14 protein-coding genes are annotated in these 22,286 nt (G+C 61.9%); 5 read left to right on the top strand and 9 right to left on the bottom strand.

Going from position 1 to position 22,286, the window contains the following annotated elements; translation table 11 throughout:
• Nucleotides 1–66 precede the first annotated feature (66 nt).
• The 7 genes from QMK50_RS16170 to glnE all read right to left on the bottom strand — a co-directional run bounded on the left by QMK50_RS16170 (nucleotide 67) and on the right by glnE (nucleotide 9,559).
• Nucleotides 67–1,509: a lipopolysaccharide kinase InaA family protein gene (locus QMK50_RS16170; RefSeq protein ID WP_159993356.1), complete on the bottom strand. Its 1,443-nt coding sequence runs from the start codon at nucleotides 1,507–1,509 to the stop codon at nucleotides 67–69.
• Nucleotides 1,509–2,261 (bottom strand): lipopolysaccharide kinase InaA family protein, encoded by a 753-nt coding sequence (locus QMK50_RS16165; protein WP_320333487.1) that lies wholly within the window; start codon nucleotides 2,259–2,261, stop codon nucleotides 1,509–1,511. Before QMK50_RS16165 ends, QMK50_RS16170 begins: the two co-directional genes overlap by 1 nt.
• Nucleotides 2,261–3,067, bottom strand: a complete 807-nt coding sequence (rfaP, locus tag QMK50_RS16160) for a lipopolysaccharide core heptose(I) kinase RfaP (RefSeq protein WP_159993352.1) — start codon at nucleotides 3,065–3,067, stop codon at nucleotides 2,261–2,263. Before rfaP ends, QMK50_RS16165 begins: the two co-directional genes overlap by 1 nt.
• Nucleotides 3,067–4,188 (bottom strand): glycosyltransferase family 4 protein, encoded by a 1,122-nt coding sequence (locus tag QMK50_RS16155; RefSeq protein ID WP_159993350.1) that lies wholly within the window; start codon nucleotides 4,186–4,188, stop codon nucleotides 3,067–3,069. Before QMK50_RS16155 ends, rfaP begins: the two co-directional genes overlap by 1 nt.
• Nucleotides 4,188–5,249, bottom strand: coding sequence for a lipopolysaccharide heptosyltransferase I (gene waaC, locus QMK50_RS16150; protein WP_159993348.1), 1,062 nt, complete (start codon nucleotides 5,247–5,249; stop codon nucleotides 4,188–4,190). Before waaC ends, QMK50_RS16155 begins: the two co-directional genes overlap by 1 nt.
• Nucleotide 5,250: 1 nt before the next feature.
• A complete protein-coding gene (waaF, locus tag QMK50_RS16145; protein ID WP_095167151.1) occupies nucleotides 5,251–6,285 on the bottom strand; it encodes a lipopolysaccharide heptosyltransferase II in 1,035 nt (344 codons plus the stop codon).
• A 334-nt stretch (nucleotides 6,286–6,619) separates the two neighbouring features.
• The gene (gene glnE, locus QMK50_RS16140; RefSeq protein WP_095167152.1) at nucleotides 6,620–9,559 is read right to left on the bottom strand and encodes a bifunctional [glutamate--ammonia ligase]-adenylyl-L-tyrosine phosphorylase/[glutamate--ammonia-ligase] adenylyltransferase; all 2,940 of its coding nucleotides are present in this window, start codon (nucleotides 9,557–9,559) and stop codon (nucleotides 6,620–6,622) included.
• A 382-nt stretch (nucleotides 9,560–9,941) separates the two neighbouring features.
• On the opposite strand from glnE, the gene aceE reads away from it, so the two are divergent.
• The 5 genes from aceE (at nucleotide 9,942) to msrA (ending at nucleotide 19,600) form a co-directional block, all read left to right on the top strand.
• Entirely contained in the window at nucleotides 9,942–12,587 is a 2,646-nt protein-coding gene (gene aceE / locus QMK50_RS16135) for a pyruvate dehydrogenase (acetyl-transferring), homodimeric type (RefSeq protein ID WP_095167153.1), read from the top strand.
• 11 nt (nucleotides 12,588–12,598) lie between these two features.
• Nucleotides 12,599–14,245, top strand: coding sequence for a dihydrolipoyllysine-residue acetyltransferase (aceF, locus tag QMK50_RS16130; RefSeq protein ID WP_095167154.1), 1,647 nt, complete (start codon nucleotides 12,599–12,601; stop codon nucleotides 14,243–14,245).
• 317 nt (nucleotides 14,246–14,562) lie between these two features.
• Nucleotides 14,563–15,972: an alkaline phosphatase D family protein gene (locus QMK50_RS16125; protein ID WP_320333486.1), complete on the top strand. Its 1,410-nt coding sequence runs from the start codon at nucleotides 14,563–14,565 to the stop codon at nucleotides 15,970–15,972.
• Between the two features lie 191 nt (nucleotides 15,973–16,163).
• The gene (locus QMK50_RS16120) at nucleotides 16,164–18,857 is read left to right on the top strand and encodes an EAL domain-containing protein (RefSeq protein WP_320333485.1); all 2,694 of its coding nucleotides are present in this window, start codon (nucleotides 16,164–16,166) and stop codon (nucleotides 18,855–18,857) included.
• 92 nt (nucleotides 18,858–18,949) lie between these two features.
• Nucleotides 18,950–19,600 carry a peptide-methionine (S)-S-oxide reductase MsrA gene (gene msrA, locus QMK50_RS16115; protein WP_095167157.1) on the top strand — a complete coding sequence of 217 codons (651 nt, stop codon included), beginning with the start codon at nucleotides 18,950–18,952 and terminating at the stop codon, nucleotides 19,598–19,600.
• Between the two features lie 134 nt (nucleotides 19,601–19,734).
• Here msrA and QMK50_RS16110 read toward each other — a convergent pair whose 3' ends face one another.
• Nucleotides 19,735–20,574 (bottom strand): 23S rRNA (adenine(2030)-N(6))-methyltransferase RlmJ, encoded by an 840-nt coding sequence (locus tag QMK50_RS16110; RefSeq protein WP_095167158.1) that lies wholly within the window; start codon nucleotides 20,572–20,574, stop codon nucleotides 19,735–19,737.
• 186 nt (nucleotides 20,575–20,760) lie between these two features.
• Nucleotides 20,761–22,245 (bottom strand): sodium/proline symporter PutP, encoded by a 1,485-nt coding sequence (putP, locus tag QMK50_RS16105; RefSeq protein WP_095167159.1) that lies wholly within the window; start codon nucleotides 22,243–22,245, stop codon nucleotides 20,761–20,763.
• Nucleotides 22,246–22,286: the final 41 nt, after the last annotated feature.

Below are 22,286 nucleotides of genomic sequence, written 5' to 3'. Positions count from 1 at the left end.
GAACACAGCCTCGCGGGCTCGACAGCTGCTACGGGGGGTTGGGGTATACCCCTCCAAAAAAAAGAGTCAAGCCACCTGCTTGGGCAACCGCTGATCAATCACCCGATACAACGCCGACCCCTCACCCCAATTACGCATGAACCGCGCCCGATCCCGCGCATAAGCCGGCGCAAAACTACTGAGTGAAGCGTGCTGACACATCGAATCCAGGTCAATCAACGACCAGCGATCCCGGTCCCAGAACAGGTTATGCCCCTTGAAATCACCATGACTGATGCGCTCGGCGATCAACTCGGCAAACAGTTGATCCAGCGCCACCAACTCAGCCTCAGGCGCCTCGCCACTTTCCACATAGGGCGCAAAACGCTCAATGATGTCCGGCCCCGGCAGATACTCGGTGATCAGGTAGGCCCGGCTGCGCAGCCAGAAAAACCGTTTTTCCAGCAACGCCAACGGCTTGGGCGTGGCGATGCCGAGGAACGCCAGGCGATTGCCCTCGCGCCAGGAATGCCAGGCGCGGCTCGGACGCCAGAAACGCTTGAGCCAGTGGGCAAACCCCTTGATGTTGTAGCGCTTGACCACCAGCGTACGACCACCCACCTCAACCTTGCCCACACTCGCCGCGCCGCCGGTCTTGTACAGATGCCCCTGGTCGAGCAAGGCATCGGCCTGCTCCAGCACCGGCAACATGGCGGCCTCTTCGTCGCGGCGAATCGCACGCAACCCAAAGGCCCCGCGCTGCACGGCGAACAGCGAGCACTCACGGCCAACCTTGATCAGGTAATCCTTGAGTCGCCAGCTACGAATCTTGCGTACCTGCTTCTGCAAGGCTTCGAGCGGCAACGCGTGCTCGCCATTGCTCAGCAGGTAATGCACCAGCAACTCTTCGGTGAACGGCTCCAGCGTCTTGGGCAACTGGGCAAAAAACACCCCGAGGTTTTCCAGGACCTTTTGCCGCGACAACGGCTGCCCCGCGGTTTCGGCATGAATCCCGGCACCGTCGATCAAATACAGCCGACCACCGTGGCGCAGCAGATTGTCCAGGTGCAGGTCCGATTGCCACAGGCCCTTGCTGTGCATCTGGCCAATGGCGGCCAGCGCCTCGGCCAGCACTTCGCTTTGCTCATCCGCCAGCACTGGCAGGGCTTCGACCTGTTGCCAGGCGTCGCCCAGGCTGTGCGCGCCCTCGAGCAGTTCGAACAGCAACCAGCCGCCCTCGCCTTCTTTCAGGCCGTCAGCCAACAACAACGGGGTGGTCAGGCCTTGGGCCGCGAGCAGGCGCACACCGTCCAGCTCACGCTGAAAATGCCGCGCCGCCTTGCGGCCCACCAGCAACTTGGCCAACACCGGACGCCCGCGCCAGACCCCGGCCCCGACATAGCGCTGGCCGGGCAGCACCCGCAGCAGACTGAGCAGTTGCAACTGCGCCGGGCCCGCGGCATCGGCCAACTCCAGGCTCAACGGCAGTTGTGGGGTGCGTCCGGCGTTTTTCAGTTCAGACAAACGCATCAACGCGTCCCCTTATGACTGCGTCGAGCGGACAAGCGCTGCAGCCAGGCATCCACCAGCGCACTGTCGGCGGGTTGATCCAGGTACGCCGCCAGCAAGCTGCGCACATTCTCGGTGCTCCAGACCGGCGCTCGGCGCAACAACGGCTCCAGATCCTTGACCCGGTCGCGCTGGCCAAACAGCAGCGGGCGGGTTTTCTCCAGGTCGATCAGTTGCGCCCGATAGCCTTCGTCATCGGCCTGCAAGAAGATGTGCTTGGGATAAAAGCAGCCATGCACCTGGCGCACGCCGTGCAGCCGCCGCGCCAACAAGCCGCAGGCGCGCAGGATCGCCGCCTGTTGCCCGGCGCTGAGCTGCGGCCATTGTTGCAGCAGCGCATCCAGGTCGTTCCAGCCATCCAGCGCCCGCGTCAGCAGGATCGCGCGGACTTCGCCGGCGACTTTGCGCTCGCCAAAGAACACCGCCTCCAGCGCCGGAACCCCCAACTGCCGGTAACGACTGATGTTGCGAAATTCCCGGGCAAAGCTCGGTTCGCCGAAGGGCCGGTGCAGGGTTCGTGTCAGGTAGTTGCTCTGGCGCTTGAGGTAATACCCCTGGCCGTCCAGGTCCAGGCGGAACACGCTGCTCCAGCCCCCGCCCGAGGTGTTGGGCTCGTCCACCGCTTCCAGTTCCCGCGCCCACAGCGCATCGAACGTGGCAAGCCCGTGGCGTTCGAACCGCTCGCGGTCCTCGGCGGCTAGAAAATCAGTCATCAGAGCGCATCCCCATAGCGCTGTTTGCGCTCGTACAGTTTGTTCGCCTTGCCCTCGAGCCAGGCCAGCAGCGAGGCTTCTTCACGCAGGATCTGGCGCAACGGCAGCAGGAAATAACCCTTGAGGAAACGCAGCTTGTCGCGGCGAGTCAGGCCGATGTCCAGCGCCGAGAAGTACAGCGCGGCCAGGTCCTTGTTGCGCCAGCGTCGGGTGATCGCCGGGCGGGTCTGGGCCCGATGCAGGTCGATGATCGAGAGCTTGAAGTCCTCAGCCGTGACCGGCTTATCGGTGTGCAGCAGGAAATGGCAGATATAGCAGTCGCGGTGATTGACCCCGGCGCGGTGCATCATGCCGGTCATGCGTGCCACTTCGGCAATCAGCGCGCGCTTGAGCCGGGGCTCCGGCGCTTGCCGGGCCCAGTCGATACTGAAGTCTTCGAGGCTGACGGTCGGCGCCAGCTCTTCGGTGATGATGAATGAATGCTGGTCAGCGGGGTTGCTGCCTTTTTCGCCATAGGCCACGGCGGTCATGGTCGGCACCCTGGCCTCGTGCAAGCGCTGGATCGCCCGCCATTCCTGGCCCGCGCCGAGCACCGGCAGCTTGGCCGTGAGCAGGTTCTTGAAGATCTCGCCCCAGCCGATACCCCGGTGAATCTTCACGAAGTAGCCGTTGCCAGCGACTTCGGTGCGCAGGGTGCGGCGCGCTTCGAGTTCACGGTAAACCTCGCCCTCCAGGCCTTCGACGGCGCTGAACGCATCGCGTCCGGCCCACAGGCTCTTGAACGGTTCGGCCAGAATCAACTTCATCAGTGTTGCTCCGCCAGAATCACATCCGCCGCGTGCTGCGGCATGCTGTAAAGGTCGGCCGTGTCAGCGAAGGCCAGGCCATTACGGCTCCAGGCCGCACGTGCGGCATCATCGCTCAACATGGTCGTCAGGTACTGCGTGAGTTGCGCCTGCTCGAAGGGCTCGTCCAGCACCAGGCCGCAGTCGGCCTCGGCGATGTAATGGGCATAACCACATACCGCGCTGACCAGCACCGGCAACCCGGCCACCAGCGCTTCGAGCAGTACCGTCCCGGTGTTTTCGTTGTACGCCGGGTGGATCAACAGGTCGGCACCGAGCAGGAACCGCGGGATATCACTGCGGCCCTTGAGGAACTGCACATTATCGCCCAGGCCCAGTGCGGCACTCTGCAACTGGAATACTTTGGGGTCATCCTGGCCAATTACAAACAGCCGCGTGCGTTTACGCAATTCGGCCGGCAGCGCGGCCAGGGCCTTGAGACTGCGGTCAACGCCCTTGGTCTTAAACCCGGAGCCAATCTGCACCAGCAGCAACTCGTCGTCGGCCAGGGAGAACTCACGGCGAAAGTCCGCGCGAATTTCGCCGGCATTCGGCGGCGCGCGCCGGTCCTGGGCAATGCCCGGCGGCAGCAAGTGGAAGCGCTCCAGCGGGGTGTCGTAATGCTTGATGAACAGCGGCTGCTGGACTTCGGAGATCATCAGCACTTCGGTTTTCGCGTCCTTGGCGAACACCGCGCGCTCATACTCGGCGAAATGCCGGTAGCGACCCCAGCGGCGGTACAACGAATTGCGCAGGTTCTGCGCCTTGTCCTCGAAGCAACCGTCGGCGGCGTAGTAGACGTCCAGGCCAGGCATCTTGTTGAAACCGATCAGGCGGTCCACCGGGCGCCTGGCCAGGTCCTCGGCCATCCAGGCGCTGAGTTTTTCATTGCGCCGATGGTTGAAGAACGCCTTCACCGGCGCCACCAGCACTTCAAAGCCCGGCGGCACGTCGCCTTCCCAAATCAGCGTATAAACGCGGATCTGGTGTCCGCGCTGCTGACATTCCAGGGCAATGCGCATGAAATCACGCTGCAAGCCGCCAAACGGGAAATATTTGTACAGTACAAAAGCCAATTGCATCAGCGCAGCTCCTCAGCCATTAACAACGTGCTCAGTCGGCTCGCGACACGCTCGGGGTTCAGGCGAGTGAAGCACAGTGGCCACTCGCGCTTGAGATCAAACCGACGCTGGTCTTCAGCCGTCGGTTGGTAGGTACATTTCTTTTGCATGCACGGCGCACAGGGGAAATCACTCGCCATGTGCACCTGGCTACGACCATAGGCGCCCGTCAGGCCCGGGTTGGTCGGACCGAACAGCGACACCGTCGGCACGTCCAGCGCCGCGGCCAGATGCCCGAGGCCGGTATCCACCGCCACGCAGGCTTGCGCGCCGGCCAACACCTTGGCGACGCCCGCCAGGTTCAGCTTGGGCAACACCTCGGCGTTGCGCAGGCCCTGGGCGATACGCTCGGCGCGCGCCTTCTCGGCCGGATTACCCCACGGCAACTTCACCGCCATGCCCAGGTGCCCCATGCGCTCGGCCAGTTCGCGCCAATAGGCTTGCGGCCAGTGCTTGGTGTCCCAGGTGGTGCCGTGCAGGAACAGCACGTACGGATTCTTGCGCGGCAACTCCACCAGGCGCTCGACGTTCAGGCCGTAGTCGCCCAGGCCTTTGGGTAAGTCGTAGCCCAGGGCCACGGCGAACAACTGGCGCAAACGCTCTACCGCATGTTGCCCACGGGCCACCGCCAGGCGCCGCGAGTAGAAGCGCGCCGCCAGAGGCTCGCGGGCCGAGTGTTTGTCCAGGCCAGCCACCGGTGCCCGCACGTAACGGGTCAGCAAGGCACTTTTGAGCAGGCCCTGGGCATCGATCACCAAGTCGTACTTGGTCGCCTGCAGGTTTTGCTTGAAGCGCTTGAACTCGCCGCTCTTGATGGTCTGCCAGAGATTCTTGCGCCAGCGACGGATCGCCACGGGAATCACCTTGCCCACCGCCGGATGCCAGGTGGGGATTTCGGCAAAGCCTTCTTCCACCACCCAGTCGAACTGGATGCCGGGGATCGCCCGCGCAGCGTCGGTCAGCGCGGGCAACGCATGGATCACATCGCCCAGCGAAGAGGTCTTGATCAACAGTACCCGCAACTTAACGAACCTCGACCACAGTGCCCTGCAACCGCTGCAAGGCATCGTTCACCGCTTGCGGCATCAGCTGGCGCAGGCAGTTGTAATGGCCGAAGCGGCAGGTGCGGTCAAAACACGGGCTGCATTCGATGCCCAGGCGCACGATTTCGACGTGCTCGGCCAGCGGCGGGGTAAAGCCCGGCGAAGTCGAACCGTAGACCGCCACCAGCGGACGATTCAGCGCCGCGGCCACGTGCATCAGCCCGGAGTCGTTGGAGACCACCGAGTCGGCGCAGGACAGCAAGTCGATGGCCTCGGCCAGCGACGTGTCGCCACTGAGGTTCATCGCCTCTTCCCGCAGCCCGGGAATCAACCGGGAACGGATCTCTTCGCCGACCGCGTGATCGTTCTTCGAACCGAACAGCCAGACCTGCCAACCCTCGCGAATCTTCGCCTCGGCGACCTTGGCGTAATGCTCGGAGGGCCAGCGCTTGGCCTCGCCGAACTCGGCCCCCGGACACAGCGCCAGCACCGGGCGATCGAGGGTCAGGCCGAACTTGGCCAATGCCGCCTCGCGGGTCACAGGATCGATTTGCAGGCTGGGCCGTGGATAAGGCGTCGGCAGTTCGGCTGCCGGTTCATAGGCCAGCGCCATGAAACGCTCGATCATCAGCGGGTAGCGCTCTTTATCCAGCGTGCGCACATCGTTGAGCAGACCGTAGCGAAACTCGCCACGCCAGCCGGTGCGCTTGGCGATGCCGGCAAAAAACGGTACCAGCGCCGACTTCAACGAGTTCGGCAGCAGGATCGCCTGGTCGTACTGGCCGGCCAGGGACTTGCCGATCCGCCGCCGCGTTGCCAGCTCCAGCGCGCCGTGGCCGAGCGGAAAGCTCAAGGCCCGGCGCACCTGGGGCATGCGCTCAAGGATCGGCCGGCTCCACTCCGGGGCCAGCACGTCGATTTCGCACTGTGGATGACGCTGCTGCAGACACATGAACAGTGTCTGCGCCATCACCATGTCACCGACCCAACTGGGCCCAACGATCAGAATTTTCATAGTTATCCACAAACGAATAGGGGAGGCATTGGCCTCCCTGCTTCGAAAAACACTGTGGGAGCGGGCTTGCTCGCGATGGGGTGATTACCTTCAACACTGCTGTCGACTCACACTCCGCTATCGCGAGCAGGCTCGCTCCCACATGGGTATTGGTGCACATCCCGTGCAGTGTCGCTTGAGTGGCTCCAGATCTACCAATCACAGCACCTTCACTGTGGGAGCGGGCTTGCCCGCGATAACGATGTAATAGCCGACATCAACGGTGATGTCTGACGACGCCATCGCGGGCAAGCCCGCTCCCACAAGGGGCATGAGGTGTTTGAACTACCCCGTGTCAGCTTAGCCCCAACTCGCGCCAGATTCGCAACACCTGTTGGCGCTCATCGACAAACTGGTTGCCTGCCACCACCCCGGCCTCGTTCTGCAACGCCTGGCGGTGAGCGGCGGCGCGGTAGGCCTTGTAGACCTCACGCATCAGGCTGGCATCGGCCGCGGGCATCAAGCCTTCGTGCTCCAGCTCTTCCAGAATGCGGATGTTGTCTGTCCAGCGCAGCAGCGGCGGATGCGTCTGGGACCACGCCAAAGCCGCGTATTGCACCATAAATTCAATATCGACGATACCACCGGCGTCCTGCTTGAGGTCGAACGGCACCGTGGCTTCGAAGGCATTGGCCGCCGTCCCGGCACCGGTAATCCTGGTTCCCAGGTTATCGCGCATCTTGGCGCGCATCTCGCTGACTTCCTGGCGCAGCTTGGGCAAATCGCGGGCTCGCCCCAACACCTTGGCGCGGACTTTCTCGAACGCCTGGCCGACATCCTGGCTGCCCACCAGCACACGGGCGCGCACCAGCGCCTGATGTTCCCAGGTCCACGCTTCATTCTCTTGATAGCGCTCAAACGCCCCCAGCGAACTGACCAACAGCCCCGAGGCGCCGGAAGGCCGCAGGCGCATATCGACTTCGTAGAGTTGCCCGGAGTTGGTCTGGGTGGTCAGCAAATGAATGATGCGCTGGCCCAGGCGGGTGAAAAATTGCGCGCCATCGATCGGCTTGGGCCCGTCGGTTTCCGCCTGCGGGTCACCGTCGTGGATAAACACCAGGTCCAGGTCCGAACCATGGCCGAGTTCCAGGCCGCCGACCTTGCCGTAGCCAACAATCACAAAACCTGGGTCGCACAAGGTGCCGTCGGGGCGCTGTGGCGAACCATACTTGGCGGCGGTCTGGCGCCAGGCCAGGGCCAGGACCTGCTCGAGGATCGCCTCGGCCAGCCAGGTCAGGTAGTCGCTGACCTTCATCAAGGGCAGGCTGCCGGCGATTTCCGAGGCGGCGACCCGCAGGCGGTGCGCCAGCTTGAAGTGCCGCAGGGCCTCCATCTGCTGTTCCAGGTCATCCTCGGGAATACGCGTCAGGCGCTCGCGCAGCTCCGCCGCCAGTTCCGGCGCCAGGGGCGGCTTGAATAGGCGCCCCTCGTTGAGCAACTCATCGAGCAACAGCGGGAAGCGGGTGATCTGTTCGGCAATCCACGGGCTGGCCGCGCACAACGTCAGCAGGCGGCGCAGGGCACCCGGGTTTTCCGTGAGCAACACCAGGTACGCCGAACGCCGCGCCACGGCTTCAACCAATGGCAGCACACGCTCCAACACCAGGTCCGGGTTGGCGTGCTCGACGGCCTGGGCCAGCAAGCGCGGGATAAAGGCGTCCAGACGCTCGCGCCCCAGACGCTGCATTGCCCGCAGCTGCGGACTGCCTCGCAGGCCGGCCAAGGCCTTCAGGGCTTTCGGCGCATCGGCAAAACCGCCCTCCTGCAACTGACGGCACGCAGCTTCTTCGTCCTGGGCGTCTTCCCACAGCGGCAACCATTCACCACCGACCACCACTTCGCTTTGCGCACCCTCCTCTTCGTCGGGATCGGCGATCACTTGACGGAAATGCCAGTCGACCCGGCCCCGCCAATACATCAACTGCGCATGGAAGGCTGGCCAGTCGGCAAAACCCAGCATAAAGGCGATGCGCGCCTGATCCTGCTCGTTGTCGGGGAGCATTTGTGTCTGCCGATCGGCAATCGCCTGGATCGCGTGCTCGGTGTAACGCAGAAACTCATAACCCTCGCGCAATTCGCCGACCACCGCCGGCGGCAGGTAACCCTGCCCTTCCAGCGTGCTGAGCACCTTTAATAGAGGACGCTGCTGCAGGCTCAGGTCGCGGCCGCCGTGAATCAGCTGGAAGGCCTGGGCGATGAATTCCACTTCACGGATGCCACCGGCGCCCAGCTTGATGTTGTCGGCCATGCCCTTGCGCCGCACTTCCTGCTGGATCAACTGCTTCATGGTGCGCAGCGCTTCGATCGCCGAGAAATCCAGGTAGCGCCGATAGACGAACGGGCGCAGCAGGTCGAGCAATTGTGCCCCTGCGACCTGGTCGCCGGCCACCACCCGTGCCTTGATCATGGCGTAGCGTTCCCAGTCACGGCCCTGGTCCTGATAGTACTGCTCCAGGGCATTGAAGCTGAGCACCAGCGCGCCGGACGAGCCGTACGGACGCAGGCGCATGTCGACGCGAAATACAAAACCGTCGACGGTCATCGGGTCCAGCGCCTTGATCAGCCGCTGGCCCAGGCGAATGAAGAACTCCTGGTTATCCAGCGCACGCTTGACGCCGACGGTCTCGCCGCCTTCGGGGTAGGCGAAGATCAGGTCGATGTCCGAGGACAGGTTGAGTTCCACCGCGCCGAGCTTGCCCATGCCGAGGATGACCATCTGCTGCGGCTCGCCACTGCGCCGCCCGGTGGGCGTGCCGAACTGCTGGCAGTGGCGCAGGTACAACCACTGATAGGCCTGGTCGATGCTGGCATCGGCCATGTCCGAGAGATCGCGGCAGGTCTGGATCAAGTCGGCCTGACGGTTCAGGTCGCGCCAGATGATGCGCACCTGGTGACGGTTACGCTGGCGGCGCAGCGCCCGGGCCAGTTCGTCATCGGTGGTAGCTGCCTGCGCTGCCGTGGCGATCTGCGCGCATAGCTCACCCGCAGCGAAAGGGCGGTCCAACTCGCCGGACTGCACCAGCGCCAGCAACATCAAGGGGTCACGTACACATTGTTCAGAGACAAAGTCGCTGGCGCCCGTCACGCGAGCCCATTGCGCCCAGCGTTCGGGCGTCCAGGTGGACAGGCCATGATCATCGTCGAGGGCGGCCACGGCCGCGCGCAACGATTGCTCGGCACGGCTGACAAACGGCTGGAGAATGGCGGGCAGTTGGGCAAGCGAAGGCAGGCTCATGGTCTATCCTTGATCGGCGTAGAAAGGGCGGTCTGTAGTGAACCCAGCAATTGCACTACGCAAAGGACTGTCGAACAAAGGTTAGAAATAGCTGAAATCTCAATATTTTTGGTAGCCAGCATCACGCTCGACCCTATTCTGGTTGGCTAAAGACCAAGAGTAACGATTATTCTCACAACACAGCAGGAGGCCACAAGCCGTTCTTCTGTAGTTTTACTACTCGTATATACATTCGAAAGGCTGAAATGCCCGGAGATTTGTAGTAAAACTACACGCCGCCGAATCAACCTCCGGCATTCCAAGAATTTATAACGTCTGCCCACAAGGCCAGTCGCTAACTCAGGCAACCGATTCTGGTAGCCTTTCCGCCCTGGAGCAAGCCATGCAAGACCTCGATCCCGTCGAAACCCAGGAATGGCTGGACGCCCTGGAATCGGTTCTCGACAAAGAAGGCGAAGACCGTGCTCACTATCTGATGACCCGTATGGGCGAACTCGCAACCCGTAGCGGTTCGCAACTGCCTTACGCCATCACCACGCCATACCGCAACACCATCCCCGTTACCCACGAAGCACGCATGCCTGGCGACCTGTTCATGGAACGCCGCATTCGCTCGCTGGTACGCTGGAACGCGATGGCCATGGTGATGCGTACGAACCTGAAAGATTCTGACCTGGGCGGTCACATCTCCAGCTTCGCCTCCAGCGCAACCCTGTACGACATCGGCTTCAACTATTTCTTCCAGGCCCCGACCGACGAACACGGCGGCGACCTGATCTACTTCCAGGGTCACACCTCGCCAGGCGTCTACGCCCGTGCGTTCATGGAAGGCCGCATCACCGAAGAACAAATGAATAACTTCCGCCAGGAAGTCGACGGCCAGGGCCTCTCGTCCTATCCGCACCCTTGGCTGATGCCTGACTTCTGGCAGTTCCCGACCGTTTCCATGGGTCTGGGTCCGATCCAGGCGATCTACCAGGCACGTTTCATGAAGTACCTGGAAGCCCGTGGCTTCATTCCGGAAGGTAAGCAGAAAGTCTGGTGCTTCCTGGGCGACGGCGAGTGCGACGAGCCGGAATCCCTGGGCGCGATCTCCCTGGCTGGCCGCGAGAAGCTGGACAACCTGATCTTCGTCATCAACTGCAACCTGCAGCGCCTCGACGGCCCGGTTCGCGGCAACGGCAAGATCATCCAGGAACTCGAAGGCGTGTTCCGTGGTGCCCAGTGGAACGTGACCAAAGTCATCTGGGGCCGTTTCTGGGACCCACTGCTGGCCAAGGACGTCGACGGTATCCTGCAACGCCGCATGGACGAAGTCATCGACGGCGAGTACCAGAACTACAAGGCCAAGGACGGCGCGTTCGTCCGTGAGCACTTCTTCAACACGCCAGAACTCAAGGCGATGGTTGCCGATCTGTCCGACGACGAGATCTGGAAGCTCAACCGTGGCGGCCACGACCCGTACAAGGTCTACGCGGCGTACCATGAAGCGGTCAACCACAAAGAACAACCGACCGTCATCCTGGCCAAGACCATCAAGGGTTATGGCACCGGTGCCGGCGAAGCGAAAAACACCGCGCACAACACCAAGAAGGTTGATGTTGAAAGCCTGAAGCTGTTCCGCGATCGTTTCGACATCCCGGTCAAGGACGAAGAGCTGGAGAACCTGCCGTTCTTCAAGCCTGAGCCAAACAGCGCTGAAGCCCGCTACCTGAGCGAGCGTCGTACTGCACTGGGCGGTTTCGTGCCACAGCGCCGCGCCCAGAGCGTGAGCATTCCGACCCCGCCACTGGACACCCTCAAGGCGATCCTGGACGGCTCGGGCGACCGTGAAATCTCCACCACCATGGCCTTCGTGCGGATCCTCGCGCAATTGGTCAAGGACAAGGAAATCGGTTCGCGCATCGTCCCGATCATCCCGGACGAAGCCCGTACCTTCGGTATGGAAGGCATGTTCCGCCAGTTGGGCATCTACTCCTCCGTCGGCCAGCTCTACGAGCCAGTCGATAAAGACCAGGTGATGTTCTACAAGGAAGACAAGAAGGGCCAGATCCTTGAAGAAGGGATCAACGAAGCAGGTGCCATGAGCTCCTTCATCGCGGCCGGTACTTCGTACTCCAACCACAACCAGCCAATGCTGCCGTTCTACATCTTCTACTCGATGTTCGGCTTCCAGCGGATCGGCGACCTGGCCTGGGCGGCCGGCGACAGCCGTACCCGTGGCTTCCTGATCGGCGGTACCGCTGGGCGGACCACGCTGAACGGCGAAGGCCTGCAACACGAAGACGGTCACAGCCACATCCTGGCTGCCACCATCCCGAACTGCCGCACCTTTGATCCAACCTACGGCTACGAGCTGGCGGTGATCATCCAGGACGGCATGAAGAAGATGACCGAAGAGCAGCAGGACGTTTTCTACTACATCACCGTGATGAACGAGTCCTACCAGCAGCCAGCCATGCCGGCCGGTGTGGAAGAAGGCATCATCAAGGGCATGTACCTGCTCGAAGAAGACAACCGCGAAGCGGCGCACCACGTACAGCTGATGGGCTCCGGCACCATCCTGCGTGAAGTCCGTGAAGCGGCGAAGATTCTGCGTGAAGAGTTCAACGTCGGCGCTGACGTATGGAGCGTTACCAGCTTCAACGAACTGCGTCGCGATGGCCTGGCCGTGGAGCGCAGCAACCGTCTGCACCCAGGCCAGAAGCCTAAGCTGAGCTACGTCGAAGAGTGCCTGAACGGCCGTAAAGGTCCGGTGATTGCCTCTACCGACTACATGAAACTGTTCGCCGAGCAGATCCGTCAGTGGGTACCGTCCAAGGAATTCAAAGTCCTGGGCACTGACGGTTTCGGCCGCAGCGACAGCCGCAAGAAACTGCGTCATTTCTTCGAAGTTGACCGTCATTTCGTGGTGTTGGCAGCCCTGGAAGCACTGGCTGACCGTGGTGACATCGAACCTAAGGTTGTGGCTGAAGCCATCGCCAAGTTCGGTATCAACCCGGAAAAACGCAACCCACTGGACTGCTGAGGAGATTTTCCGTGAGCGAACTCATTCGCGTACCTGACATCGGCAGCGGTGAAGGTGAAGTAATTGAACTGTTTGTGAAGGTCGGCGACAAAGTCGAAGCCGACCAGAGCATCCTGACCCTGGAATCGGACAAGGCGAGCATGGAAATCCCTGCTCCCAAGGCCGGCGTGGTCAAGAGCCTGAAAGTGAAGCTGGGCGATCGCCTGAAAGAAGGCGACGAACTGCTGGAGCTGGAAATCGAAGGTGCTGCTGATGCAGCCCCTGCGCCAGCCGCTCCTGCCGCTGCTCCTGCCACTCCTGCTGCTGAAAAGCCTGCAGCTGCTGCCCAGGCCCCTGCGGCCCCGGCTGCTGCACCTGCCGCCGCCACCGTGCAGGACATTCATGTCCCGGACATCGGCTCGTCGGGCAAGGCCAAGATCATCGAACTGCTGGTCAAGGTCGGCGACACCGTCGAGGCTGATCAGTCGCTGATCACCCTGGAATCCGACAAGGCCAGCATGGAAATCCCTTCGCCGGCTGCCGGCGTCGTGGAAAGCATCGCGGTCAAGCTCGAAGACGAAGTCGGCACTGGCGACTTTATCCTCAAGCTCAAAGTCCAGGGTGCAGCCTCTGCAGCCCCAGCACCTGCTGCTGCGCCAGCTCCGGCGGCCAAGGCTGAAGCGGCACCTGCCGCTGCCGCCCCTGCGCCTGCTGCCAAAGCCGAGGCCGCTGCGGCCCCGGCTGCTGCGCCAGCGCCAAGCGGTGCCAAGGTTCACGCCGGTCCGGCCGTACGCCAACTGGCCCGTGAATTCGGTGTCGAGCTGAATTCGGTGAGCCCTAGCGGCCCGCACGGTCGTGTGCTCAAGGAAGACGTGCAGGTTTACGTCAAGGCCATGATGCAGAAGGCCAAGGAAGCCCCGGCCGCCGGTGCTACTGGCGGCGCCGGTATCCCTCCGATTCCAGTCGTGGACTTCAGCCGCTTCGGTGAAACCGAAGAAGTGCCGATGACCCGCCTGATGCAAATCGGCGCATCGAGCCTGCACCGCAGCTGGCTGAACATTCCGCACGTGACCCAATTCGACTCGGCGGATATCACCGAGCTGGAAGCGTTCCGTATTGCCCAGAAAGCTGTGGCCGAGAAGGCTGGCGTCAAGCTGACCATTCTGCCGCTGCTGCTCAAGTCTTGCGCACACCTGCTCAAGGAACTGCCGGACTTCAACAGCTCCCTGGCACCAAGCGGCAAGGCGATCATCCGCAAGAAGTACGTGAACATCGGTTTTGCGGTTGATACCCCAGACGGCCTGCTGGTTCCTGTGATCAAGAACGTTGATCAGAAGAGCTTGCTGCAACTGGCTGGCGAAGCCGCTGCGCTGGCTGCCAAAGCCCGCGACAAGAAGCTCACGGCCGACGACATGCAAGGCGCCTGCTTCACCATCTCCAGTCTCGGCCACATTGGCGGCACCGGCTTCACGCCGATCGTCAATGCACCGGAAGTGGCGATCCTCGGCGTGTCCAAGGCAACCATCCAGCCAGTCTGGGACGGCAAAGCCTTCCAGCCGAAACTGATGCTGCCGCTGTCGCTGTCCTACGACCACCGTGTGATCAACGGCGCCGCTGCGGCCCGTTTCACCAAGCGTCTGAGCGACCTGCTGGGCGACATCCGCACCATCCTGCTGTAAGACCGCTGGGCCCTTCTTTCGCGAAGGGCCCTGCGTGCTCCACGTTTTCCGAGCGCCACGCTCGTACCTCAACCCCGCCAATTGGCGGGGCTTTTTTTGCCTGCAAAACAGCCCAACCTCGAAAGGCGCTTAGGCAAAACCGCTACGCATTCCTACCGGCGTTAACACCAAAGACTACGCCAACAGTTGACCAGGACCACGTCCCGGGTCCACTTCCCCGCCAATTCTCAAATGCCCTCCAGCCATAAGATGAATTGCAAAGCACACATACCGTGCTGGACGCGACTTCCCACGCCGCACTTCGAATGGATTCGAATATGCTCAAGCCTACTGTCGGCCCAATTGTCGGCCACACCACCTTTCAACATGCCCGCCTGTTTCTGCGGGGCGCCCCAGTGACCAACGCCTGGGTGTTTGCCGGGCTGCGTTATCGCCGCACGGGCGATCCGAACTGGTCCAAAGGGTTCTTTGCCGAGCTGACGACGGATCGCGACATGTCGGCGGTGATCGCGCTGCATGACCTCGCCAGCGATACCGAGTATGAGTACCAGGCAGGCTGGTTCAATACGGGCAATACCCGACCGGCGCTGGAAACCCTTGACCCGTTAAAACTGCAATGGCCCCGGGAAACCTACCGCTTTCGCACCGCCTCCAGCAAAGCCTGCACCCCCCGCAGCTACATCGTCGGCTCGTGCCGCTACCTGCGCATGACCCTGGGTCTCCCGTCAGCGCCCGCCAAGGGCGACCGGATCTTTGCGGCGATCAAGCGGCTGGCGGACACCTCCTCGTCAGCGATCAGCGCCCTGGTGATGACCGGTGACCAGGTGTATGTGGACGACATGAACGTCGTCGCCCCGGACCGCGATTACCCGGATATTCTCGCCAAGTACCGCGCGGCCTTTTCTCAGCCCCATATTCGGGCGCTAATGGCCTCATTGCCGACCTACATGATTCTCGACGACCACGAAATAGAGGATAACTGGCCCGCCAACGCCGGTGGCAACGACAACAGCCTGTATCGCAACGCGATGGCCGCGTACGAAATCTATCAAGCCAGTCATGGTCCGGCTGGCGAGCAACCCGATGACCAGCCGCCACATTACTGGTACCAGTTTGCCCAGGGGGACATCGAGTGGTTTGTCATGGACACCCGAACCCGACGCAACCTCTCGGCCGACGACCGACGCATCATCGATGCCGATCAAGAGCAAGCGGTGCTCAAGTGGCTGATCCACAGCCCGGCGCGGGTCAAAATGCTGGTCACCGGCGTCATGCTGTTCCCGGACAGTAAAGGCAATGACAGTGACACCTGGAAAGCCTTCCCCGAACAGCGCCTGCGCATCCTCGAAAGTATCCGCCTGCACAAGATCAGGAATGTGCTGATCATCTCGGGTGACGTCCACGGCTCACTCACCTCGCGCCTACGTCACACAGCAGACCCGGACTTCGAGGTGCAGACCATCGTCTCGTCACCGTTTTGCAACAGCGCCTGGCTGCCCTTTGCCAAGTCCTCGTCGTTCATCCTTGACCAGCCGCTGGCGAAAACCGCTGCCGGCGACTATTACCTCGAATGGACAAGCGAGGTGATCAGCCAGGACAACTTCGCCCACCTGACGGTGCACACCGAGCATATTCGCGTGGAGTACCGCGACCCTGATGGCGACCTGCTGTATTCGGTAAACCTTCCCCTGCACCCTCCCCCCCAGACTCTGCCACTTGTTGTGTAGGTGTGGCCTTACGAAATCCCACAAATTACGCGCAGTTTTCCTACAGAAATCCGTGTTTCGGCCGATAAACACCTATAGCACTAAGCCTTCATCCTCTATTGTCAGCCAGGGCGGCATCATGCAACCTTGCCGCTGGCTACACAGAGGGCGTGAGCACGTCGCGTTCAGCATTTTCGAAGCGAGTTTCTTCCATGAAAAGCCATCCCGATGCCGCCAGCCGAATGGTGGCCGAGGTAGTGACGCAATTGCCTGTGCCCTCGCGGCTCGGCATGCTGCGTTTCGAGCGGCTGAATGAAGCAAGCTGGGCCCTGCTGTTTCTCGACCCCAACTGCGAACGCCAGTTCGGCCTGCCCGCCGTAGAGCTTTGCGCCCTGGTCGGCTCGCCCTACGCCAGCCTGATGGAGCCTGAAGCCCGTTATCAGTTGCACGATACGATCCAGCAGCAACTGAGCCAAAGCCCGCACTACCTGATCCGCTACACCCTGCACACTGCCCAGGGCTCCCTGAGCCTGCTGGAAATGGGCGAAGCCTATAAGCAACACAATCGACACCTGCTGCGCGGTTATCTGCTGGTGGTCGACGGCCTGTTCGAAGACGACCCCTTGCTGCCGGCGCTCGACCTGGAAACCCAGAATTCGCGCCTGCAGATTGCCCTGGAGTTGAACCAGCGCGCCCAGCAGGAACAACTGCAACACCTGGAGCGCGTGCGTGCCCAGCAAGACCTGATCCTGCTGCTGACGCGCCAGCGCTACAGCTCCGGCAATTCGTTGCGCGAAGCGGCCGAACTGATTACCCGCAGCGCCTGCGATATCTACCAGATCGACAGCGCCAGCCTGTGGAACCTGGAAAATCGCCAACTGCTGCCGATTTCCGCCTACCACCGCTCTTCGCAGGAACACCGGCTACCCGAAGTGATCGACGCCAGCGGCTTCCCCGATTACCTGGAAGCCCTGCACTCGAGCCGGGCCATCGATGCCCACAACGCCATGCATGACCCGCGCACCCGGGAAATGGCCGAGAGCCTGCGTCCACGGGACGTCAACGCCATGCTCGATGCCAGCATCCGCGTGGACGGCCAGGTGGTCGGCGTCCTGTGCCTGGAACAGACCGGCGTGACCCGTGCCTGGCAGTCGGACGAAATCGCTTTCGCCGGCGAGTTGGCCGACCAGTTTGCCCAGGTCATCAACAACCACAACCGGCGCACCGCCACCAGCGCCCTGCACCTGTTCCAGCGTGCGGTCGAGCAAAGTGCCAACGCCTTTTTGCTGGTCAATTGCGACGGCGTGGTCGAGTACGTCAACCCCAGCTTCACGGCGATCACCCAATACAGCACCGAAGAAGTCCACGGCCAGCGCCTGTCGGAACTGCCGGCCCTGGAAAATCTCAGCGAACTGCTGTTCGACGCGCCCTCGAGCCTGGCCAAGAGCAACAGCTGGCAAGGTGAGTTCAAGAGCCGGCGCAAGAATCTGGAGCCCTACTGGGGCCAGTTGTCGATTTCCAAGGTGTATGGCGACAACCGTGAGCTGACCCACTACATCGGCATCTACGAAGACATCACCCAGGCCAAGCTGGCCCAGCAGCGCATCGAGCGCCTGGCCTATACCGACAACCTGACCAACCTGGGCAATCGCCCCGCGTTTATCCGCAACCTCGACGAACGTTTTGCCCGCGACAGCGACAGCCCGATCTGCCTGCTGCTGGTGGACATCGACAATTTCAAGCGGATCAACGACAGCCTCGGCCACCAGACCGGCGACAAACTGCTGATCAGCCTGGCCCGCCGCCTGCGCAACAGCTTGAGCCCGAGTGGCAGCCTCGCGCGTTTTGCCAGCAACGAATTTGCGGTACTGCTGGATGACGCCAGCCTGTCTATCGGCCAGCAAATGGCCAGCCAGCTGTTGATGACGCTGGACAAGCCGATGTTCGTCGATAACCAGTTGATCAGCGTCACCGCCTCCGTCGGCGTGGCCTGTGCGCCGCTGCACGGGCGCGACCCGCAAACACTGATGCGCAACGCCGGGCTGGCCCTGCACAAGGCCAAGGCCAATGGCAAACACCAGGTCCAGGTGTTCACCGAAGCCTTGAACGCCGAGGCCAGCTACAAGCTGTTCGTGGAGAACAACCTGCGCCGCGCCCTGACCCAGAACGAGCTGGACGTGTTCTACCAGCCCAAGCTGTGCCTGCGCTCCGGTCGTCTGCTGGGGATGGAAGCACTGCTGCGCTGGAACCATCCGGAAAAAGGCATGATCCGCCCCGATCAGTTCATCAGCGTCGCCGAAGAGACCGGCCTGATCATCCCCATCGGTAAATGGATCGCCCGCCAGGCCTGCCGCATGAGCATCGAACTGAGCGCTGCCGGGCTGGGCAACCTGCAGGTGGCGATCAACCTGTCACCCAAGCAGTTCTCCGACCCGGACCTGGTGTCCTCGATTGCCAACATCCTCAAGGAAGAAAAGCTCCCCGCCCACCTGCTGGAGCTTGAACTGACCGAAGGCCTGTTGCTGGAAGCCACCGAAGACACTCACCTGCAGCTCGACCAGCTCAAACGCCTGGGCCTGACCCTGGCCATGGACGATTTCGGCACCGGCTATTCGTCCCTCAGCTACCTGAAGAAATTCCCGATCGACATCATCAAGATCGATCGCAGCTTCATTCATGAGATCCCGGACAACCAGGACGACATGGAGATCACCTCGGCCGTGATCGCCATGGCCCATAATCTCAAGCTCAAAGTGGTGGCCGAAGGCATCGAGACGGCCGAACAACTGGCCTTCCTGCGCCGCCATCGCTGCGACGTCGGCCAGGGCTACCTGTTCGACCGGCCGATCCCCGGCGCCGAGCTGATCGACAAGCTCAAACGCTACCCACGTGGCCCAATTGCCTGACTGAGTCATCCCTGCGGGCGCTCGCTCCCGCGGGGATTATTCGGCACACTGGCGGTCTGACTACTTACATACTCTGACTGAGAGGACTGATCATGGTCTTGCGCTCGGAAATTCTGGTGAACAAAAACGTGCTCCCAACTAAAGAACAAGCCCTGCCCGGCCGCGAATCCCCGATCACCGTACCGGAGAAACACTTCGTCAATAAGGACCAGTACATGCTGGGTCCCTTCATTGGCAATGTGGAATTCGCGATCTTCGGCCTGGGCTGCTTCTGGGGCGCAGAACGCAAGTTCTGGCAGCGTGAAGGCGTGGTGAGCACAGCGGTGGGTTATGCCGGCGGCTTCACCCCCAACCCGACCTATGAGGAAGTCTGCTCGGGCCTGACCGGCCACACCGAAGTGGTGCTGGTGGTGTATGACCAGGACCGGATCAGCTACAAGCAGTTGCTGGCGATGTTCTGGGAGCTGCACAACCCGACGCAAGGCATGCGCCAAGGCAACGACATCGGCACCCAGTACCGTTCGGTGATCTACGCGGTCAAACCTGAACAACTGGAGGAAGCCAAGGCCAGCGAGCAGACGTTCCAGGCGCAGCTGACCAAGGCGGGAATGGGCACCATCACCACCGAAATCGAACAGGCCCCGACCTTCTACTACGCCGAGGCGTATCACCAGCAGTACCTGGCGAAGAACCCTGAGGGCTACTGCGGGATCGGCGGCACAGGCGTGACCTGCCCGATCTGATTTTCAGATCGTCAAAAGCATCGCGGGCAAGCGGAGCGCCGCCCGGCCCGCCCCCACAAAACCTGTGGGAGCGGGCCGGGCGGCGCTCCGCTTGCCCGCGATGGCGTCCGATCAGACGCCGCTAAAACAGCTGATCAACTCTCGGCGATCAACCAATCCATCTGCCACCCACCCTGGGTCTGGCCAAGCTTCTGCGCCAGCCACGGCAGCAACTCCCGCAATTCCTCTTCCAGCCCCCACGGCGGATTGGCAATCGCCAGCCCGGAGCCATTCAGGCTGTTCGGTGTATCCAGCGGATGCACCAGCAATTCCACACGCAGCAACTTCGGCGCGCCCGTGCCGGCCAGGTCCTGATAGAAGCGGCGCAACATGCGCTGGTCCTTCACCGGGTACCAGATCGCAGCCACGGTTTGGCGCATACGGCCAATCGCTTCTTTGAGCGAAGCGGCACAGCGCTGCATCTCATCGAGCTTCTCGAACGGCGGATCGATCAGCATCAAGCCACGCTTCTCCGGCACCGGCAGCATCGCCCGGGGCACATGCCAGCCTTCGCCCAGGTGCACCTTGACCCGGCGATCGCCCTTCATGTTGTCCTTGAGCAGCAAGCCGTCTTCCGGGTGCTTCTCGTTGAGCAGGACACGATCCTGCGGGCGGGTCAGGCGCCGCGCCAGCTCCGGCGAGCCAGGGTAGTAGCGCAACTGGCCATCCGGGTTCATCTCGTGCAGCACCTGCATGTAGTCGGCCGTCAGCACCGGCAGGTCCGGCTCGCCCCACAATCGCGCGATACCCTCCAGGTACTCACCGGTCCGGCTGGCCTGGTCGCCCTGCAAGTCATACAGACCAATGCCGGCGTGGGTGTCGAGATAGGCAAACGGCTGCTCCTTGCGCGACATCAGGGCGATGAGGCGGGTCAAGGTCAGGTGTTTGAACACGTCGGCGTGATTGCCGGCGTGGAAGGCGTGACGATAATTCATGGCTGCTCCTGCGAAGGAGGCGAAGTTTACCTTTTACCGGCCAGCAAGTCAGGGGTTCACGGCTGAGCGGGCCTGCGCTTTTGCAGTTGCCTGTTTCAGCAAAGTCCACCAACGAAAACGGCCCGCATCCATCAGGCTGCGGGCCGTTCTTTGATCAGCGATTGATCAGGGCATTGGCCCTGGCAATTACTTGTTCAGGTGGAAATCTTTCTCTGCTGCGGCAAAGCGCTGCAGCATGCCGGCCGATGGTTCGCCCATCTTGCTGACCAGGAAGATTGCCAGGCTGGCGAAGATGAAGCCCGGGATGATTTCGTACAGACCCAACAGTTCGAAATGCTTCCAGACGATCACAGTCACCGCACCTACCACGATACCGGCCAGTGCGCCGTTACGGGTCATGCCTTTCCACAGTACCGAAATCAGTACAACCGGACCAAAGGCGGCACCGAAGCCGGCCCAGGCGTAGCTCACCAGGCCCAGTACGCGGTTTTCCGGGTTGGCTGCCATCGCGATGGCCACCAGTGCAACCGCCAGGACCATGGCGCGGCCGACCCAGACCAGCTCGACCTGGGAAGCGTTCTTACGCAGGAAGGACTTGTAGAAGTCTTCGGTCAGGGCACTCGAGCACACCAGCAGTTGGCAGCTCAGGGTGCTCATTACCGCCGCCAGAATGGCCGACAGCAGCACGCCAGCGATCCACGGATTGAACAGCAGCTTGGCCAGCTCGATGAACACACGCTCGTGGTTCTCGGTCACAGGGCCGGCAACTTCCGGGTGCGCCGAGAAGTAGGCGATACCGAAGAAGCCCACTGCCACGGTGCCGCCCAGGCACAGGATCATCCAGGTCATGGAGATGCGACGCGCCTTGGCGATCGATTTCACCGAATCCGCCGCCATGAAGCGCGCCAGGATGTGCGGCTGGCCGAAGTAGCCCAGGCCCCAGCCCATCAGCGAGATGATGCCGATGAAGGTGGTGTTTTTCAGCATGTCGAAGTTGCTTGGATCTTGCGCTTCGATGGCCAGGAAGGTGGTGTCGACGCCACCGGTGGCCAGCAGCACGATGATCGGCGTCAGCAACAGGGCGAAGATCATCAGTGTGGCTTGCACGGTGTCGGTCCAGCTGACTGCCAGGAAACCACCGACGAAGGTGTAGGCAATAGTCGCCGCAGCACCGGCCCACAGCGCAGTCTCGTAGGACATGCCGAAGGTGCTTTCGAACAGACGGGCGCCAGCCACAATGCCGGAAGCGCAGTAGATGGTGAAGAACACCAGGATCACCACGGCAGAAATGATGCGCAGCAGGCCGCTCTTGTCTTCGAAGCGGCTGGAGAAGTAGTCCGGCAGCGTCAGTGCATCACCGTTGTGCTCGGTCTGTACCCGCAGGCGACCGGCCACGAACAGCCAGTTCAGGTAGGCACCGATGATCAGGCCGATGGCGATCCAGCTTTCCGACAGGCCCGACATATAGATGGCACCTGGCAGGCCCATCAACAACCAGCCACTCATGTCCGAGGCGCCAGCGGAAAGCGCGGTCACGACGCTGCCCAGGCTACGGCCACCGAGAATGTAGTCAGAAAGGTTGTTGGTGGAGCGATAGGCCATGAAGCCGATCAGCACCATTGCTGCGATGTAGATCACGAACGTGATCAGGGTTGGATTGCTTGCACTCATTGAGTTACGCCCTGGCTTTGTTTTTATGTAGCAGCGGTCTG

The organism is Pseudomonas sp. P5_152 (assembly GCF_033989915.1).
Taxonomy (GTDB): domain Bacteria; phylum Pseudomonadota; class Gammaproteobacteria; order Pseudomonadales; family Pseudomonadaceae; genus Aquipseudomonas.
The sequence above is the reverse complement of the archived record's forward strand: the minus strand, read 5'-3'. Positions and strand labels throughout refer to the sequence as shown.